The sequence below is a fragment of the Mesorhizobium sp. M0119 genome (assembly GCF_040322615.1).
Lineage (GTDB): Bacteria > Pseudomonadota > Alphaproteobacteria > Rhizobiales > Rhizobiaceae > Mesorhizobium.
In genome coordinates this window covers 139,526-157,116 of the sequence record NZ_JAMYTU010000002.1, presented here as the reverse complement: position 1 = coordinate 157,116, position 17,591 = coordinate 139,526, and the positions used below count along the sequence as shown (strand labels likewise).

The following is a 17,591-nucleotide window of genomic DNA, read 5'->3' as shown; positions in this document are numbered from 1 at the left end:
CCGTAGTGTCGGCTGGTGGCGGTAATCGCGGGGAATAGAGTTCATGTGTGCCCAGTTGAGTTCGCTCGGCCATGCGGCGGGCGCTGGTGGGAAAGACGCGTCCGAGACCATGTCCAGCTTCGCGCAGCATGTTTATGCGCTGCTTGACCGGACGGAGTACCGACGCTGTGAAAGCGGCGAGGACTTCGAAAGTATTTACAGGCTGCGCTACAATTCCTATCGGATGAACGATCTGGTGCCCGAGAATGCGTCCCGTCAGGTCCATGACGAGTTTGACGAACTGCCCAATTGCCATACGTTTGGAATCTACATCGAGGGGCGGCTGGTCAGCACAATACGGCTGCATAACGTATCTGCTGATAACGCGACATCACCAGCGCTCAGCGTCTACAAGGACCTCTTGATGCCGCGTCTGGCCGCCGGCGAAGTCTTTATCGACCCGAGCCGTTTTGCCGTGGACGCCGAATGGTCACGGCTTTACCCGCAGATCCCTTATGTGACGCTGCGCCTTGCCGGCATGGCTTGCTTCCATTTCGGCGCGCCTTATTGCATATCCATGATCCGCGAGGACCATGCGGCCTTCTACAAGCGCATCTATCGGGCGCGACCGATCGGCGATGCGCGGCCCTATGCCGGCGTGATCAACTGTTTCGCGCTGCTTTATCAAGCCGATGTCCTGGCGATCAAGAACGAAACCTACGCCCGCTTTCCGTTCTTCCGTTCGACGCCGATGGAGCAGCGCATGCTGTTCGATACGCCCGGTGCCGGCGAACTCGCCCCACTGACCATCCTGCCCACCGCCAAGTATTTTCGCGAAGCCGCCTGAACGAGCCCATGGAGCTTTCCGCTCGCTTCGGCGTTCTGGGCAAGGGTGCTGGCGGTAGGTTGGCATGGCCGACATCCGCCACGCATCGCTTCGACAGCGATCCGATCAAAGGAACCGATATGACCATTTCGACGCTCGCCCTTACCCCGCTTATCTCGCTGATTGCAGGCGTGCTGATCCTGGTGATGCCGCGGCTGCTCAACTATATCGTCGCCCTTTATCTGATCGTTGTCGGCCTGCTCGGGCTGTTCCCGCATCTCGCCGGCTAACGACATCGGCAATGGCGGACCTGCCATCCTTTGGGATTGGTACCGCGCTCCGCGCAGCGATTTCAAGTTTTGCTTGAGATTGTTGGCTGCGGCGATGCGGCAATAGCGCCATTGCCCTTAACGCGGCTTTTCGCTATGTGCCTGAAAGATGTCTTCGAAGGGGTATTCCTATGGCTGAACACACGCCGACCGGTCCTGTCGAACTGGGCGCGAAGATGGACTATGCCGAGCATGATCGGACCTATGCAGGCTTCCTCAGGCTCGCGAAATACGGATCGCTCTTTTGCCTCGCCGTGCTTCTGGCAATGGCTTTCGGCTTTTTTGCGGGAGGCTTCTTCTCAGGAACTATACTGTTCGTTCTGATCCTGGCCGTCGGCGCTTTTATTCTCCGATAACTCCTCCAACCTTTGTCGAAGGCACCGCCCGGGGTCGGTCGGCGTCTTGCGGTAGCGGGTTCCGGCCGAAAGGATCATGCGGTGGGACAGACGGTTTTCATCCCTCGTGAGCTCGACGCGAACGAGCCGCGTGTCGCGGCCTCGCCCGACACGGTGAAGCGGCTAGCGGCACTGGGTTTCGACGTGATTGTCGAAACCGGCGCCGGCACGGCGTCGCGCATTCCCGACGAGGAGTTCGCCAGGGTCGGTGCCACGATCGGCAAGGCCGGCGATGCAGCCAGGGCTGATGTGGTGCTGAAGGTGCGCCGCCCCACGGACGCCGAGCTGAAGGGCTACAAGTCCGGCGCCGCTGTCATCGCGATCATGGATCCCTACGGCAACGATGCTGCCGTCGCAGCCCTTGCCAGGGCCGGTGTTACTGCCTTCTCCATGGAGTTCATGCCGCGCATCACCCGCGCCCAGTCGATGGACGTTCTATCCAGCCAGGCCAACCTCGCCGGCTATCAGGCGGTGATCGATGCGGCTGCCGAATATGACCGGGCGTTGCCGATGATGATGACGGCGGCGGGCACCGTACCGGCTGCGAAGGCGTTCGTCATGGGCGTCGGGGTCGCCGGTCTGCAGGCCATCGCCACCGCGCGCCGCCTCGGCGCCGTGGTCACCGCCACCGACGTACGTCCCGCCGCGAAGGAGCAGGTCGCCTCGCTCGGCGCAAAATTCCTGGCCGTCGAGGACGAGGAGTTCAAGGCGGCCGAGACGGCCGGCGGCTACGCCAAGGAAATGTCGAAGGAGTACCAGGCCAAGCAGGCGGCGTTGACCGCCGAGCACATCGCCAAGCAGGATATCGTCATCACCACGGCGCTGATCCCCGGCCGTCCGGCGCCGAAGCTGGTTTCGGCGGCGATGGTCGCCTCGATGAAGCCGGGCTCGGTGATCGTCGACCTTGCGGTCGAGCGCGGCGGCAATGTCGAGGGCGCCGAAGCCGGCAAGGTGGTGACCACGGCCAACGGGGTAAAGATCGTCGGCCATCTCAACGTTCCCGGTCGCGTCGCCGCCTCCGCTTCGCTTCTCTATGCCCGGAACCTCTATGCCTTCCTCGAGACGCTGGTCGACAAGGCGGCGAAGACGCTTGCCATCAACTACGACGACGAACTGGTCAAGGCGACGATGCTGACCGATGCCGGCAAGGTCGTGCATCCCGCCTTCGTCAGGGCTGAGCAGGAGCCGCCAAAGGGCCAACATGTCGAACCGCCGGCCATTCCGGCCAAGACGATGGTTGCCGAGGCTTCGGCGAAGCCGGCTGCGAAGAGGCCGGCCGCTTCGAGGAAGCCCAAGACCACCGGAGGGATCGCGTGATGGATCAGACCCTGCAGAAAGCCCTCGACCAGCTCGACCAGGCCACAGCTGCCGTGCGGCTCGCCGTGCAGAACCTTGCCGTCGCTCCCGGCACTGAGGCGACCGGCGACGCCGCGCACGCGCTGTCCGGCGGCGCCATCGATCCCTTCGTCTTCCGCTTCGCCATTTTTGTCCTGGCGATCTTCGTCGGCTACTACGTCGTCTGGTCGGTGACGCCGGCGCTGCATACGCCATTGATGGCGGTCACCAACGCCATTTCGTCGGTTATCGTGGTCGGCGCGCTGCTGGCCGTCGGCATCTCGGCCTCGGGCGTCGCCACCGGCTTCGGCTTCGTTGCGCTGATGCTTGTATCGGTCAACATCTTCGGCGGCTTCCTCGTCACCCAGCGCATGCTGGCTATGTACAAGAAGAAGGAAAAGTAGGCCGCTATGAACGCCAACTTCGCCTCCTTCCTCTATCTGGTCTCCGGCATCCTGTTCATCCTGGCATTGCGCGGCCTGTCGCACCCGACCACCAGCCGCCAGGGCAATATGTACGGCATGATCGGCATGGGCATTGCCATCGCCACGACGCTGGCGCTGGCCACCCCTTCCGCCGGCCGCTTCGCGCTGATCGTGCTCGGGCTGCTGATCGGCGGCTCGGTCGGTGCGGTCACGGCACGGCGCATTGCCATGACCTCGATGCCGCAGCTGGTCGCCGCCTTCCACTCGCTGGTTGGTCTTGCCGCGGTCATGGTGGCGGCCGCCGCCATCTATGCGCCGGAAAGCTTCGGCATCGGCACCGTCGCCGATATTCATGCCCAGGCACTGATCGAGATGAGCCTCGGCGTTGCCATCGGTGCCATCACCTTCACCGGCTCGGTCATCGCCTTCTTGAAGCTCGACGGCCGCATGTCGGGCAAGCCGATCATGATCGGTGGCCGCCACTTCATCAACGCGGGCCTGGGCATTGCGCTGATCGTGCTGCTCGTGCTGCTCGTCACCACCGAGTCCAAGCTGGTGTTCTGGCTGATCGTTGCCGCCTCGCTGGTGCTGGGTGTGCTTCTCATCATCCCGATCGGTGGCGCCGATATGCCGGTGGTCGTGTCGATGCTGAATTCCTATTCGGGCTGGGCCGCCGCCGCACTGGGCTTCACGCTCGGCAATCTGGCGCTGATCATCACCGGCGCGCTGGTCGGCTCGTCGGGCGCCATCCTGTCTTACATCATGTGCAAAGGCATGAACCGGAGCTTCATCTCGGTCATCCTCGGCGGCTTCGGCGGCGAGACATCAGCCATTGCCAACGACGGCATCGAGCGCACGGTCAAGCAGGGCTCGGCCGAGGATGCCGCCTATCTGATGATGAATGCGCAAAAGGTCATAATCGTGCCGGGCTACGGCATGGCCGTCGCCCAGGCGCAGCACGCGCTGCGCGAAATGGCCGACAAGCTCAAGGCCAACGGCGTCGACGTCAAATACGCCATCCACCCGGTTGCCGGCCGCATGCCCGGCCACATGAACGTGCTCTTGGCCGAAGCCAACGTGCCTTATGACGAAGTGTTCGAGCTGGAGGACATCAACTCTGAGTTCGCGCAGGCCGACGTCGCCTATGTCATCGGCGCCAACGACGTCACCAACCCGTCCGCTCGTGACGACAAGTCCTCACCTATCTATGGCATGCCAATCCTCGACGTCGACAAGGCGCGCACCTGCCTGTTCGTCAAGCGCTCGCTCGGCTCCGGCTATGCAGGCATCGACAACACGCTGTTCTACAAGGACGGCACCATGATGCTGCTCGGCGACGCCAAGAAGATGACCGAGGAGATCGTCAAGGCGATGGATCACTGAAACGGCGTCGCTGCCAACTCACTGCCGATCGTCGAATACAGCCCGGCTCCGCGCCGGGCTTTTTCTTGGCTGTTACCGGTTCTGAAGATACGATGCCGACCCGTCGTCTTGCTAACGGCGTCATCGTGGAGGTGCTGGTGCCCGACCCTGGTTCTGCTGCATCGCCGGCCGCCGATCTGACCGCAGCAGAGAAGGCGCCACGCAGGCACAGCCAGGCGGTGGTGGTCGTGCACGGCATGGGCGAACAGCGGCCCATGGACACGTTGAGGGGGTTTGTCCAGGCCGTATGGAGCCACGATCCGGCCCGTGCTCCGTTCTATGCCCATGTCGCCGATCCGGCCGACCCGATGGGTGCGAAGATCAACCAGAGCTGGATCACGCCCGACAGCCGGACCAATTCGCACGAACTCCGCCGGATCACTACGCCCTATGATGTCGATGGCCGCCGCACCGATTTCTACGAGCTTTACTGGGCCGACATCACCCAGGGCACGACCCGGAGCCGCCTTGCTGCCTGGGTGACCACCCTGCTCTGGCGCAAGCCCGCCGATATTCCGCGCGATGTGCGCAAACTCTACGTCGTCACGCTTTTGACCACTGTCGTTGTCCTCGGCGCGGCGCTGGCGCTGGCAACGTCGGCCTGGCAAGGCTACATCTCCTGGACGACCGGCGTGCTTGTCACCGTCGTGGCGTCATTCGTCATCTGGTCGGTGGACCAGTTTGGCCTACCCTATTTCGGCGATGTCGCCGCCTATGTCCGGGCCGAAGCGGCAACGGTCGAGAAGCGGGCGCTGGTCCGCGAGCGTGGCCTCAAGCTGCTGAAGCGTCTCATGACGGACGACGCCTATGACCGCGTCGTGCTGGTCTCACACAGCCTGGGGTCGATCATAGCCTATGATCTGTTGCAGATATTATGGGCCGATTTCAGGCCTCGAAAGCTGGAAGCCATTCGCGACAGAGCGCGGCTGAAGGCGATCCACGCCGTCGACAAGGCGACGCTGGCCGCCGATGCCTCCGCCTGGCCCGACAGCCTCGACGACCTCCCCGCATTCCGGCGCAACCAATGGGAGCTCTACCGGCAGCTTCGCGTCGGCGACGCCGATCATCCGCTGTCGTGGAAGATCAGCGATTTCGTCACGCTCGGCAGTCCGCTGACCCACAGCGAGTTTCTGGTGACTTACAACCTCGCCGAATTCAGGCGCGGCATCGCCGAGCGGCTGTTCTCGGCATGCCCGCCGATCGCCGACAGGGCGGCGGGCGGGACCATGCTCTACCAGGAAGGGTGCAGCCATTCGGGCAAGCCGCAGCGGGCCGTGCATCATGGCGCGGTGTTTGCCGCGACGCGCTGGACCAACATTTTCGACAGGGGCAATGGCTGGCTGACGGGCGACCCGATTTCCGGGCCGATGACGGAGAACTTCGGTCCGGGCGTGGAAAACATTCAGGTCGAGCTGCGCGGCTCGCGCGGCCGCGTCTTCACGCACAGGCTCTATTGGTCGCTGGCGGCGAGCGGTGTCGAGATCAACGCGCCGGCCGGCGCACAGCCGCGCTCGCACCTAGCCGTGCTGCGCGATGCGGTCGATCTCGGCCGCAGGCTGGGGGACTGAGCTATCGGGGGCGAGCAGCGCACGACAATGCTGCGCCGGCAGTTCAAAGCAAGGTCCCCTTCGAGGGTAATCTTCCCGAAGCGGACCGAGTTCGCTTAGTCACCGATCAACGATTGGTCAGGAAAATCGCTTCCTCTTCGTCGCGCTGCCTGCCGCCAAGTGCTGCAGCCGCGCTGGCAATGAAGGCCCCGACGACCAGCGACAGCGCGCCAATCAGCGAGAAGGTGGCGCCTGCCTTTCTGGCGGTGTCGGCCGCCTGCTGGGCCTTGACCTTGGCGTCCTGCGCTCTGGCGATTACCGCATCGACGCGAGCGGTGGCATCCGCTTCGGACAGGCCTGTGCGGGCGGCCACCAGCCGCGACAGATAGGTCTTGTCGTCGGCCGATATTTCGCCTGCTGCGGCACTCGCGATCAGAATGCGCGATGCCTGCGCCGTTGCCGCAGCGTCGCTCTCCGGATTGGCGGCAGCGAGCCTTGCCGGATCGGCCGGGCGGAACAGCGTATCGACGAAATACGATGTGGCGTTGTCAGTCGAGGCGCTACCCGCGTTTGCAGCAGCACCTGCCGAAGTGCCCATTGCCGCGCCCGATGCCACACTCGAAGCAGCCTGGACACCGGTACCTATCGCGGCCGAAAGCGCCGTGCCGAGCACGCCGGCGACGAGCAGCGTCGCCAGCGCCCAGGCCAGGAAGCCGTGAGCGGTATCGCGGAAGAAGACTTCATCGTTGTGGATGCCGACCCATTTGGTGCGCAGGCGTCCGGCGAGGTAGCCGCCCAGGGCCGACGACAGCCACTGCACGACGATCAGCCAGACGGCGGTGGAAACGGCGAAAGTGGTGACTGACGCACCCGAGCCGGACCATGGCGACACCATGGTCAGCCCAAGCCCGGAGCCGAGCAGCATCAAGATGAAGGTAAGCGTTGACGCAGCAAAGGCGCCGGCGACGATTGGCCCCCAGCTGACAGCAGTGGAAGCGGATTCCGTCGGTGCGGAAACGTCGACAGTCGTTAGGGTGGACGGCATGGAAGCCCCCTACCTTGCAAACAGCATAATCAGAATAATGATCGGAATTGGGACTCCGAGAAGCCAGAGCAAAATGCCACGTCCCATGGATGCCTCCTGCGGCGATTGTGATCGACTACAATGCCTTGAAAGCCTTTCCGTTCCGGCGGTCCTGGTGATCTTTGTTGCGTTGCAGCAGTCGGTATTGGTGCGCCAAGGCGCACCAATGCACTTCATGCCTGCTGGCTGGGTATCTGGATGGCGGCTCAGATGTCCAGATTGGCGACCGACAGCGCGTTTTCCTGGATGAATTCGCGTCTTGGCTCGACCTCGTCGCCCATCAGCCGTGAAAACAATGAGTCCGCATCCGTTGCGTCATTGACCTTGACCTGTAAGAGCGAGCGCACATTCGGGTCAAGCGTCGTTTCCCAGAGCTGCTCGGCGTTCATTTCGCCAAGGCCCTTGTAGCGCTGCATGGTCAGGCCCTTGCGGCCGGTGGCAAACACGGCATTGAGCAGTGCCAGCGGCCCCGAAATGGTTTCGGAGACGTCCTTGCGGCGCAGCACCGGCGGCTCGCCATAGATTTCTGCCAAGCGCGGCGCATAGCGGTCGAGCTGGCGTGCGTCGGCGGAATTAACCAGCGCCAGGTCGAGATGTGCGAACTCCTTGACGCTGCGCACCGTTCGCTCGAAGACATAGCCGCCGATGCCCTCGTTCGAGGTCGACATGCGGCCGGTCCAGCCGCGCTCGGTGTCCTCGGCGATAATGTCGAGACGGCGGGCAACACGCTCGGCCGTCTCGTTGGCGCGACCGAGGTCGGTGAAAATCTCCGGGTTGAGCGCGCCGGCGATCGCTGCCTGCTCGACCACGCCTCTGTTATAGCGCGTGTGCAATCCGTTGATGAGCTGGCGGACAGCTAAGGCGTCGTCGATGGCGCTGCGCAGGTCCTGCCCGGCCCGCACCTCGCCTGTGCTGAGCGCAAGCGACGCTTCTTCCAGCCCGGAGCCGATCAGGAATTCCTCGAAGGCGGCTTCGTCCTTGATGTATTGCGAGCTCTTCCCGCGCGTCACCTTGTAGAGCGGCGGCTGCGCGATGTAGAGATGACCGCGTTCGATCAGTTCCGGCATCTGGCGGAAGAAGAAGGTCAGCAGCAAGGTGCGGATATGGGCGCCGTCGACATCGGCGTCGGTCATCAGGATGATCTTATGGTAGCGCAGCTTGTCGGCATTGAACTCGTCCTTGCCGATCGAGGTGCCGAGCGCAGTGATCAGCGTGCCGATCATGTCGGAGCCGAGCATGCGGTCGAAGCGGGCGCGCTCGACATTGAGGATCTTGCCGCGCAGCGGAAGAATGGCCTGGTTCTGGCGCGAACGGCCGCCCTTGGCCGAGCCGCCGGCGCTGTCGCCCTCGACGATGAAGATCTCGGATTTCGCCGGATCGCGCTCCTGGCAATCGGCCAGCTTGCCAGGCAACGAGGTGACGCCGAGCGAACTCTTGCGGGTGATGTCGCGTGCCTTGCGCGCGGCTTCACGCGCGGCAGCGGCCTGGATGACCTTCTCGATGACCGCCTTGCCCTCGGTCGGGTGCTCCTCAAGCCAGGTGCCGAGCGCTTCGTTGACAAGCCCTTCGACCACCGGACGGACCTCGGACGACACCAACTTGTCCTTGGTCTGCGAGGAGAATTTCGGGTCGGGAACCTTGACCGACAGCACCGCGGTCAGCCCTTCGCGGCAATCGTCGCCGATCAGCGCCACCTTTTCCTTCTTGGTCAGGCCCGAAGAGTCGCCATAGCCGGTTATCTGGCGTGTCAGCGCACCGCGAAAGCCGGCAAGGTGCGTGCCGCCGTCGCGTTGCGGGATGTTGTTGGTGAACGCCAGCACGTTTTCATGGTAGCTGTCGTTCCACCACATGGCGACTTCGACCGTGATGCCGTCGCGCTCGGCGCGGATCGAGATCGGCTTGTCGAGCAACGGCTTCTTCGTCCGGTCGAGGTATCGGACGAACTCTTCCAGCCCGCCATCGTAGTGCAGTTCATGGCGCACGATGTCGGCATGGCGGGCATCGGTCAAAACGATGCGCACGCCGGAGTTCAGGAAGGCGAGCTCGCGCAGCCGGTGTTCCAGCGTGCCGTAGTCGAATTCGACCATGGTGAAGGTCTCGGACGACGGCAAGAACGTGATTTCGCTGCCGCTGCGGCCTTCATAGGTGCCGGGGACCTTGTCTTGTTCATAACTGCCGGTGATGCGCAGCGGCGCGTCGGCATTGCCATGCGTGAAGCTCATTTCGTAGATATGGCCGTTGCGGCGGATTTTCAGTTTCAGCCAGGCCGATAGCGCATTGACGACCGACACGCCGACGCCGTGCAGGCCACCCGACACCTTGTAGGAGTTCTGGTCGAACTTGCCGCCGGCATGCAGCTGCGTCATGATCACTTCGGCCGCAGAAATGCCTTCGCCGGTGTGGATATCGGTCGGAATGCCGCGGCCATTGTCGATGACCGTCACCGATCCGTCCGGGTTGAGCGTCACCGTTACCAAGTCGGCATGGCCGGCCAGTGCTTCGTCGATGGCGTTGTCGACGACTTCATAGACCATGTGGTGCAGGCCCGAGCCGTCGTCGGTGTCGCCGATGTACATGCCCGGCCGCTTGCGGACGGCATCCAAGCCCTTCAAAACCTTGATGGAATCGGCGCCGTATTCGGCTTCAACGCCGTTGGCGATGTCGGTCTGTTCGCTCATGAAAACCTGTCTGATTGATGCCGTGTGCAGAGCGCGAAAAATCGGCTTCGAATCGCGCATTTCTAATGTCGTAGATATAGGCGCAAAAGGCGGTTTTTCCAAGGTTTGCAGGCATTTCCGAACGGAATGACCGTCGCGTCGGCCGGCTACCGGCGCTTGGCTTCGATCCTGGCCAGCCGCTCCCGCAGGAACTTGACCATGAACTTGTATCGCGGCGCCAGCCGACCGGTCCGGTCGAGCTCGAGCGTCATGTCGAGCGCCTTGGAAAGCACGGCCTTCGGGTCCTTTGCGACTTGCGCGTAGTCGATATAGGCGACCACAAGGTCGCGTTGCCAGGTGGCGTTGTTCGGATCGGACCGGGCAAGTTTCTCGCGAATGGCCAGGCTGTCCTGAAGGGCTTGCCGGGCTCCCCTGACGTCGCGCTGCCTTAGGCGCAGCGTGGCGACTTCGGACAGCGTTATCGATAAGTCCCGCTGCCAGTCGGAATTGGCGGGATCGAGCTTGGCCAGCCGCTGCGCAATCGCGTAACTGTCCAGATAGGCTTTCAGCGCGCCTTTGTGGTCGCCCTGTATTGCCAGGACGCCGGCGACTTTCTCGATGCACACGGACAGGTCGCGCTGCCAATCGGTGTTGTTCGGGTCGCCGGCGGCGAGCGCGCTGGCCTGCGAAAGTGCCTCACGATAAGCCGAAAGTGCCGCCGGCCAATTCTGCTGGTCGCTCAGCGCGTTGCCGATCTTGGCGTTGCCGACCGACAGGTCGCGTTTCAGTTCGGTGTCGTCCGGGTCGCGTTTCGCCAGTTGCTTGACGATCGCCAGGCCTTCCTTGTAGGCGGCCAGCGCCCCTGCCGCGTCGCCGCGTTCGCGCAGCAGGTCGCCTATCGTATCGTGGCTGACCGAGACGTCACGCTGCCGGTCGGCGTCTCCCGGTCTGTCCGCCGCCAGCGCCAGCCGCACCTTCAAGCTCTCTTCATAGGCCGCCTGTGCGTTGTCCAGTTGGCCTGCGACATGGGCAAGGTGACCGATCTCGTCGTAGGTGATGGTCAGGTCGCGCTGCAGTTCGGCACGGTCGGGCTCTCCGGCGGCGAGCTGTTTCTTGATCGACAGGCTTTCCTGGTAGACCTCCGCGGCGCCGGCCAGATCGCCTTGCGTCGCCAGTACGTTGCCGATCTTGTCGTCGGTCATGGCGAGGTCGCCGAACCACTCCAGATTATCTGGTTCTGCCTCGGTCAGGCCCTGCAGAATGGTCCTAGCGGTCTCATAATTCTGCAGCGCTGACGGCAGATTGCCTTGCGCCATCCGCACATTGCCGAGCTTGACGTGGCTGACGGCGAAGTCGCGCTTCACGTTGGGATCGGTTTCATGATGCGACCGCCGCTCGAGATCGGCTTGCAGCGCCTCGAAGGCACGGCCAGCCGCATCGATATTGCCGACCGTGGTATAGAGCTTGCCGAGCTCGTCCAGCGTGCGGATCAAGCGGTCGGCGTCGTCGAGCGACAGCACCACCTGTCCGGCTTCGCCATAAAGCGCGAGCACGGACTCATAGTCCTTGATGGCTGTGGCGTAGTCGAGGTCGGCGCGCGCTGCCCCGCCGGACAAATAGAGCGTCGCGGCTTCGGAGAGCGTGCGGCTGACGAAATTAGCCTTCAGCGCGTTGCGCGAGACATTGTCGATCTCGGCTGCCTCGGCAAGCTTTTTGCGGGCCGCATCGAATGCTCCCAGCGAAAGCTGCTCTTCGGCCTGCCGGCGCAACGCCGACACTCTGAGATCGTCGGATCCAAGCGTCTGCATTTCGCTCCGCACCTTGACGAAGGCGTCGGCTGCCTCACGCAGCCTGGCGTTCAGACTGTCCGCGGAGAGGTGGCCGGCATCGGAACTGATCAACGCGCCATAGAGCGGTGCCAGCGGCATGTCGGCGTCGCTGGCGATCTTCTCCACCTCGCCGCGCATGTCGGGCGTCACCTCGGCCATGGCGAGCAACAGACGTTCACGCTCCGGCAGTTTCTCCTTGGCCGAGGCGGCAAAGAACAACTGCGGCAGGCCGCTCTCGACATAGGGCAATTGCTTGCCGCGCGAGAGGTCGTAGACCTCCTGCTGCACGAGCGTCAGCACCGAGCGGATCTCGAGACCTTCGGTGCCGAGATATTTCGTCAGCGCCGCGGTGAACGGCGAATTCTGGCCGGTCCCATCCGCGGCGGTCTCGCCGGGCGCCGCCGAGAAGGCAAACAGGATGTTTTCTGCCCGCCCGAGGCGGCCAAGACCCGGCCGGACCTTGTCGCTGACCTTTTTTACCAGCGCCGTTGCGCCGCGGCCTTCGCCACCCGTAGCTGCGAACGGATCGCTACGGCAGGCATCGAGCACGATCAGTCCGACCTTGCTGGTGGCGGCGACGGCCTGGCGGATCTCCTCCAGCGGCAGGCTGGTGTTTTCCAGCGTAGCGAGCGACGACGCGTCTGCATCCACCGGCAGGAGCCGATTCTCGCCGGCGATCTCGACGCCGTGGCCGGAGAAGAACACCAGCGCCACGTCGGCGCCTTTGGCATCCTCGCGGAAATCGTCGAGTGCCCGGCGCATGCGCCGCAGGTCGCGGTTGGTTTCGAGGAAGACCTCGAAACCGAGCTTCCTCAGCACGGTTTCCATGACCTCGCCGTCATTGACAGGATTGGCGAGCGGCCGGATCAGCCGGTAGTCGTTCTCGGCGATGACCAGCGCAACGCGCCGCTCCGCCACGGCAGCGGAGGCTGTCGAGAGGATCAGCAGCAAGGCAAACAGAAAACGCAAATCGAACCGCCCCGGCCCGGTCATTTGCCGGAGCATTCCATCTCTTTATGGCATGAGCAAGTTATGGCATCGGCGAGCTCGGCCGTTAGCGTTGTTGGCTGGCTCGCATCGGCCTCAGCGCTTCGCTCCAGCGGAACAGCTCGTCCAGCATGGTCCTGGCCCCGCCGAGCACCTGCTCGCTGGGCACGAAGGCGCCCGTCTCGTCGAGCAGCTTCTGGTACATCGGCAGCGCCACGCCTTCCGGAATCGGCATGACGCCGACGGCGGTCAGCAGCGGTTTGACCGCCTGCGCCGCTCGCAAGCCGCCGGAGACACCGCCATAGCTGAGGATAGCGGCCGGCTTGTATCGCCATTCCCTGAGCAGGTAGTCGACCGCGTTGACGATCGCGGGGGCTGCGAAATAATTGTATTCCGGCGCCACGAAGACGAATGCGTCGGCGGCGTCGATTGCTTTCGACCAGGCTTTCGTGTGGCTGTTTTCGTATTTGCCGAGTCTCGGATGATGCGGCTCGTCCAACACCGGCAGGTTGAAGGCGGCGATATCGGTGAGCAACGGCTCGAATTTGCCGTGTTCGCGCGCAAAGCTTTCCAGCCAGTTTGCGAAAACGGGTCCAGCGCGGCCCGGCCGCGTGCTGCCGATGATGACGTTCAACTGGTGCTTCAAGACAGGCTCCCGCCGGTTAGTGGCATCTGTGGTGCTGCCACCTAAGACACGCAGCCGGACACAGCAAGCAGGCACTTTCCGGTGCCCCGGTCACATTCCAGAGAGCGGATGCTTCGCCTTGTCGTCCGGTCACATGGACGCCTGCCTTGCCCGCCACTACATTGGGGTGTCAGCGGAGCAAGTCATGGACAGTCAGCCCGTCCCCTTCGTCCCGCCAGCGCCGAAGCCGCGCACCGCGCCGCCCTCGACGCTGGAGATGATCCGCATCGTCTATCGCAATCCGCTCGAACTGTGGGGCGAGCCGACCTACAACGAGCCCTGGATTTCGGTGACCGGCATCGGCGGGCCGCTGGTCATCGCCAACGACCCCGGTCTCATCCGCCACGTGCTGGTCGATAACGCCAAGAACTATAAGATGGCGACGGTTCGCCAGCTGATCCTGCGGCCGATCCTGCGCGACGGCCTGCTGACCGCCGAGGGCGAGGTGTGGCGGCGTTCGCGCAAGGCGATGTCGCCGGTGTTCACGCCGCGCCATATCTTCGGTTTTGCCGAGCCGATGCTGAGGCGCACGAGGGAGTTCGTCACGCGCTACGAGGGCGGCGGCACGTTCGACATCGCTCACGACATGACGCTGCTTACCTTTGACATCCTGGCCGAGACGCTGTTTTCCGGTGAGATTTCAGGCGAGCCGGGCAGCTTCGCTAAGGAGATCGACCGCCTGTTCGAGACGATGGGTCGGGTCGATCCGCTCGACCTGTTGCGGGCACCCGATTGGCTGCCGCGCCTGACCCGCATCCGCGGCCGCAAGACCATGGCCTACTTCCGCAAGATCGTCACCGACACGGTGCAGATGCGCGAGGCGCGGCTGAGGCGCGCTCCGGACACGGTGCCGCAGGATTTTCTCACGCTGCTGTTGAAGGCGGAAGGGCCGGGCGGGCTGACCCGGGCCGAGGTCGAGGACAACATCATCACCTTCATCGGCGCCGGCCACGAGACTACGGCCAGGGCGCTCGGCTGGACGCTCTACTGCCTTGCCGAAGCGCCGTGGGAGCGCGAAAAGATCGAGCACGAGATCGATGCGGTGTTGGCGCTTGAGCCCGACCCGACGAAATGGCTCGACGCCATGCCGCTCACCCGAGCCGCCTTCGACGAGGCGCTCAGGCTCTATCCGCCGGCGCCGTCAATCAACCGCGAACCGATCGAGCCCGAAACCTGGAACGGCCTCTACATACCGCGACGCGCCGCGGTGCTGGTGATGCCGTGGGTCGTCCACCGCCATCGGAAATTGTGGGACCGGCCGGACGCTTTCATGCCGGAACGCTTTCATCCGGGGAATCGCGAAAAGATCGACCGTTTCCAGTATTTGCCGTTCGGCGCCGGGCCTCGTGTCTGCATCGGCGCCAGCTTCGCCATGCAGGAAGCGATCATCGCGTTGGCGATCATGCTGTCGCGCTATCGTTTCGACACCACCGCGGAAACCCGACCCTGGCCGGTGCAGAAGCTGACGACGCAGCCGCAAGGCGGGCTGCCGATGCAGGTCACCAGGCGCGCGTCGTAGGCAACCGGAAGTCCGTTCGTATTATGCGGCGGACTTGCGTTGGAACTGGCCGGCGGCGCGGTAGCGCCAGAGATAGCTGGGCAGGATGGTTCCGATCGACCGCGGCTGGATACCGAGGCCGGCGAGCGTCCTGTCGTCCTTGACGGCGGCCTCCGACACGACATTGTGCTGGCGCAACAGCAGGACCTGGTCCTTGGTCAACAACGGATTGGGCAGCAGCCCTAGAATTGACGCCTGGAGGTTCGCCAGCCACCATGGCACAGGCAGCAAAAACCGCTTGCGTTCGATGATGACGAGCAGCTCTTGCATGCATTCCTTGAAGGTAAGCACTTGCGGCCCGCCGAGTTCATAGACCCGGCCGCCCTGGACCTTGCCGTCGACCGAATGCGCCACCGCTTCGGCGACGTCGCCGACGTAGACCGGCTGGAATTTCGTCTGCCCGCCGCCGATCAGCGGCAGCACTGGGGAAAAGCGGGCCATGTTGGCAAAGCGGTTGAAGAAACCGTCCTCCGGCCCGAAATTGATCGATGGCCGCAAGATCACGGCGTCCTGGACCGTCTCCAGAACCGCCTTTTCGCCGAGCGCCTTGGTACGCGCATAGTCCGATTGCGCGTGGAGATCCGCTCCCAGAGCCGAGATGTGGGTGAGGCCGGCCCCGACGGCGCGCGCCGCTTCGGCGATAGCGCGCGCGCCGAACTCGTGGACAGCAGTGAATTTCTGCCGGCCGGCCTCATGCGCGATCGCCACCAGATTGACGACATGGTCGGCGCCTTGCACGGCGCGGTCGACCGACCAGCGCACCCGGACATTGGCCTGCACCGGCTGGATCTGCCCGACATTGCCGAGCGGTTGCAAATGACCGGCGAGATCGGGCCGGCGGCAGGCGACCCGGATGCGGTAGCCGCGCTTGGCCAGCGCCCGCACGACATGACGACCGACAAAGCCGGAGCCGCCGAACACGACGACGAGCTTTGGGGTCTGCAGGATTTCGGTCATGGCTGGCTCCGGCGGGCTATCCAGATGGCTTGGTTGAAGCCGTTTCATAGTCGGTTTCGCGCCAAAGGCAAAGGGCGACCATAGGTCGCCCGGCATTGTTGAAGCATGATTTCCGGTATCCGTTCGAAACGGCAGAAAACCCGCCGACGCCCGGCTTTAGGGTAACTCCATTCGGGACAGGAACCTTTGTTCGGTCGGCGATTTTAGATGTATAGTTTGATTCCGAATGGAGGATATTGCCGATGACGACAAAACGCGTTGCGATCTTCGCTCTGGCTTTCGCAACAGGCTGCAGCATTGGTGCCTCGGCATTCGCGGCAAACCGGCATCACCACCAAGCTCAACCCGAACGCTACGTTCCGGCCAACGGAGACATCATCGACATTCTGTTCGGTGGCCCGCGCTACTATGACAACCACCTGTTCACGACGGCCGCCGAACCCTGCTCCTACAACAGGGTAGGACCGGACGCGAATGCGGCGAACGTCATCAACGATCATTATTGCGGGAAGTAGGCTCGCGCTGCCGGATCGGCCGACCTCGTCAGCCGCTCATCGGACAAACGAATTTCTTCAGGACGAATAGCGCGCGGCGAATTCGGAAATGCGTTGCACCACGGCTTTCGGCGCGCTTATGCCGCGCGCCGCCGCCTTCTCCGCGGCCTCGGCCCGGGCACGCCCCGGCACATGCACGCCATAGCGCCGCCGCAGCCGGTCGAGCTGATCCTTCATCCGCTTTTCGAAGTCCGGATCGAGCAGCTTGGGCTCGACGGCAAGCACGAACAGGCCGGTCCCCGGACTGTCCGGCCCGCCGCTAAACCATGGCGCATCGAGCGACCAATTGGCACCAGACAGGCCCGCAGCCAGCACTTCGACCATCAGCGCGATGTTGGCGCCGCGCTGGCCGCCGAAGGCAAGCATGGCGCCCTTCATGGCGGCTGCCGGGTCCGTGGTCGGATTGCCGCTGGCATCCAGTGCCCAGCCTTCGGGGATCTTCTTGCCGTCCTCGGCCGCCTTGCGGATGTTGACGAAGGCGGTGGCGCTCGACGACTGGTCGATGACCAGCGCCGCCCCGTCCGCGGCGGGCGCAGCAAAGGACATCGGGTTGGTGCAGTAGACCGGCTTGACCGAACCCGAGCCGGCAAGCACGGCCGGGCCGTTGGTGGCGGCGAACGACACCAATCCCTGCGCGGCCAGCCGTCCGGTGAAGTAGCCGAGCGCGCCGCACGTATAGGCATTCTTCTGCGAAAAGATGGCGACGCCGAACAGCCGCGCCGCCTTGGCGAGGTCATCAATCGTGCGGTCGAAACCGGTATGCGCCAAGCCGCCGCGCGCATCGGAAAGATAGACCGCGAGCGCCGGCCTGGTGATCACCGGATCGGCGTTGCCGTCGATACGGCCGGCCTCCAGTGCTTCAAGATAATCGATGAAGTGCGACAGCCCGACGGTCGACAGTCCTTCCGCCTCGGCCGCGACGATCGAGGCAGCCAGCGACTGCGCCGCCTCTTCGTTGGCGCCAGCGCCAAGTGCGGCCATCCGGCACAGCCCTGTCGCCTGGTCGAGACTGAGTTGCATTG

15 protein-coding genes are annotated in these 17,591 nt (G+C 63.7%); 9 read left to right on the top strand and 6 right to left on the bottom strand.

Features of this window, described 5'->3' with window-relative positions:
* The first annotated feature begins 43 nt into the window (after positions 1 to 43).
* The 7 genes from NKJ40_RS02610 (at position 44) to NKJ40_RS02580 (ending at position 6,279) form a co-directional block, all read left to right on the top strand.
* Positions 44 to 826 carry an N-acyl amino acid synthase FeeM domain-containing protein gene (locus NKJ40_RS02610; protein ID WP_352464487.1) on the top strand — a complete coding sequence of 261 codons (783 nt, stop codon included), beginning with the start codon at positions 44 to 46 and terminating at the stop codon, positions 824 to 826.
* A gap of 119 nt (positions 827 to 945) precedes the next feature.
* Positions 946 to 1,095 carry a DUF3096 domain-containing protein gene (locus NKJ40_RS02605; RefSeq protein ID WP_013528205.1) on the top strand — a complete coding sequence of 50 codons (150 nt, stop codon included), beginning with the start codon at positions 946 to 948 and terminating at the stop codon, positions 1,093 to 1,095.
* A 170-nt stretch (positions 1,096 to 1,265) separates the two neighbouring features.
* Positions 1,266 to 1,490 (top strand): aa3-type cytochrome c oxidase subunit IV, encoded by a 225-nt coding sequence (locus NKJ40_RS02600; RefSeq protein WP_292658309.1) that lies wholly within the window; start codon positions 1,266 to 1,268, stop codon positions 1,488 to 1,490.
* An 81-nt stretch (positions 1,491 to 1,571) separates the two neighbouring features.
* The gene (locus tag NKJ40_RS02595; protein ID WP_352464485.1) at positions 1,572 to 2,846 is read left to right on the top strand and encodes a Re/Si-specific NAD(P)(+) transhydrogenase subunit alpha; all 1,275 of its coding nucleotides are present in this window, start codon (positions 1,572 to 1,574) and stop codon (positions 2,844 to 2,846) included.
* Positions 2,846 to 3,268, top strand: a complete 423-nt coding sequence (locus tag NKJ40_RS02590; RefSeq protein WP_352464777.1) for an NAD(P) transhydrogenase subunit alpha part 2 — start codon at positions 2,846 to 2,848, stop codon at positions 3,266 to 3,268. The genes NKJ40_RS02595 and NKJ40_RS02590 overlap by 1 nt, the downstream gene beginning before the upstream one ends.
* 6 nt (positions 3,269 to 3,274) lie before the next feature.
* Positions 3,275 to 4,672 carry an NAD(P)(+) transhydrogenase (Re/Si-specific) subunit beta gene (locus tag NKJ40_RS02585; RefSeq protein WP_352464483.1) on the top strand — a complete coding sequence of 466 codons (1,398 nt, stop codon included), beginning with the start codon at positions 3,275 to 3,277 and terminating at the stop codon, positions 4,670 to 4,672.
* Between the two features lie 92 nt (positions 4,673 to 4,764).
* Positions 4,765 to 6,279, top strand: coding sequence for a hypothetical protein (locus NKJ40_RS02580; protein WP_352464481.1), 1,515 nt, complete (start codon positions 4,765 to 4,767; stop codon positions 6,277 to 6,279).
* A gap of 106 nt (positions 6,280 to 6,385) precedes the next feature.
* Here NKJ40_RS02580 and NKJ40_RS02575 read toward each other — a convergent pair whose 3' ends face one another.
* The 4 genes from NKJ40_RS02575 to NKJ40_RS02560 all read right to left on the bottom strand — a co-directional run bounded on the left by NKJ40_RS02575 (position 6,386) and on the right by NKJ40_RS02560 (position 13,461).
* Entirely contained in the window at positions 6,386 to 7,303 is a 918-nt protein-coding gene (locus NKJ40_RS02575) for a hypothetical protein (protein WP_352464479.1), read from the bottom strand.
* Between the two features lie 245 nt (positions 7,304 to 7,548).
* A complete protein-coding gene (gene gyrB, locus NKJ40_RS02570) occupies positions 7,549 to 10,020 on the bottom strand; it encodes a DNA topoisomerase (ATP-hydrolyzing) subunit B (protein ID WP_352464477.1) in 2,472 nt (823 codons plus the stop codon).
* Between the two features lie 146 nt (positions 10,021 to 10,166).
* The gene (locus NKJ40_RS02565; protein ID WP_352464475.1) at positions 10,167 to 12,833 is read right to left on the bottom strand and encodes a caspase family protein; all 2,667 of its coding nucleotides are present in this window, start codon (positions 12,831 to 12,833) and stop codon (positions 10,167 to 10,169) included.
* A 49-nt stretch (positions 12,834 to 12,882) separates the two neighbouring features.
* Positions 12,883 to 13,461 (bottom strand): NADPH-dependent FMN reductase, encoded by a 579-nt coding sequence (locus tag NKJ40_RS02560; protein ID WP_352464473.1) that lies wholly within the window; start codon positions 13,459 to 13,461, stop codon positions 12,883 to 12,885.
* A gap of 184 nt (positions 13,462 to 13,645) precedes the next feature.
* Here NKJ40_RS02560 and NKJ40_RS02555 point away from each other — a divergent pair, with 184 nt between their 5' ends.
* Complete coding sequence (locus NKJ40_RS02555) at positions 13,646 to 15,019, top strand: cytochrome P450 (protein ID WP_352464471.1); 1,374 nt, start codon at positions 13,646 to 13,648, stop codon at positions 15,017 to 15,019.
* Between the two features lie 21 nt (positions 15,020 to 15,040).
* Here NKJ40_RS02555 and NKJ40_RS02550 read toward each other — a convergent pair whose 3' ends face one another.
* The gene (locus NKJ40_RS02550) at positions 15,041 to 16,015 is read right to left on the bottom strand and encodes a complex I NDUFA9 subunit family protein (RefSeq protein WP_352464470.1); all 975 of its coding nucleotides are present in this window, start codon (positions 16,013 to 16,015) and stop codon (positions 15,041 to 15,043) included.
* A 242-nt stretch (positions 16,016 to 16,257) separates the two neighbouring features.
* On the opposite strand from NKJ40_RS02550, the gene NKJ40_RS02545 reads away from it, so the two are divergent.
* Complete coding sequence (locus NKJ40_RS02545; protein WP_352464468.1) at positions 16,258 to 16,530, top strand: hypothetical protein; 273 nt, start codon at positions 16,258 to 16,260, stop codon at positions 16,528 to 16,530.
* Between the two features lie 57 nt (positions 16,531 to 16,587).
* On the opposite strand, the gene NKJ40_RS02540 is transcribed toward NKJ40_RS02545, so the two are convergent.
* Entirely contained in the window at positions 16,588 to 17,589 is a 1,002-nt protein-coding gene (locus NKJ40_RS02540) for an Ldh family oxidoreductase (protein WP_023676270.1), read from the bottom strand.
* Positions 17,590 to 17,591 lie beyond the last annotated feature (2 nt).

Coding starts and splice junctions, on each gene's coding strand:
- NKJ40_RS02610 (WP_352464487.1), top strand. CDS start 44: ATGTGTGCCCAGTTGAGTTCGCTCGGCCATGCGGCGGGCGCTGGTGGG.
- NKJ40_RS02605 (WP_013528205.1), top strand. CDS start 946: ATGACCATTTCGACGCTCGCCCTTACCCCGCTTATCTCGCTGATTGCA.
- NKJ40_RS02600 (WP_292658309.1), top strand. CDS start 1,266: ATGGCTGAACACACGCCGACCGGTCCTGTCGAACTGGGCGCGAAGATG.
- NKJ40_RS02590 (WP_352464777.1), top strand. CDS start 2,846: ATGGATCAGACCCTGCAGAAAGCCCTCGACCAGCTCGACCAGGCCACA.
- NKJ40_RS02585 (WP_352464483.1), top strand. CDS start 3,275: ATGAACGCCAACTTCGCCTCCTTCCTCTATCTGGTCTCCGGCATCCTG.
- NKJ40_RS02580 (WP_352464481.1), top strand. CDS start 4,765: ATGCCGACCCGTCGTCTTGCTAACGGCGTCATCGTGGAGGTGCTGGTG.
- NKJ40_RS02575 (WP_352464479.1), bottom strand. CDS start 7,303: ATGCCGTCCACCCTAACGACTGTCGACGTTTCCGCACCGACGGAATCC.
- gyrB (WP_352464477.1), bottom strand. CDS start 10,020: ATGAGCGAACAGACCGACATCGCCAACGGCGTTGAAGCCGAATACGGC.
- NKJ40_RS02565 (WP_352464475.1), bottom strand. CDS start 12,833: ATGCTCCGGCAAATGACCGGGCCGGGGCGGTTCGATTTGCGTTTTCTG.
- NKJ40_RS02555 (WP_352464471.1), top strand. CDS start 13,646: ATGGACAGTCAGCCCGTCCCCTTCGTCCCGCCAGCGCCGAAGCCGCGC.
- NKJ40_RS02550 (WP_352464470.1), bottom strand. CDS start 16,015: ATGACCGAAATCCTGCAGACCCCAAAGCTCGTCGTCGTGTTCGGCGGC.
- NKJ40_RS02545 (WP_352464468.1), top strand. CDS start 16,258: ATGACGACAAAACGCGTTGCGATCTTCGCTCTGGCTTTCGCAACAGGC.
- NKJ40_RS02540 (WP_023676270.1), bottom strand. CDS start 17,589: ATGCAACTCAGTCTCGACCAGGCGACAGGGCTGTGCCGGATGGCCGCA.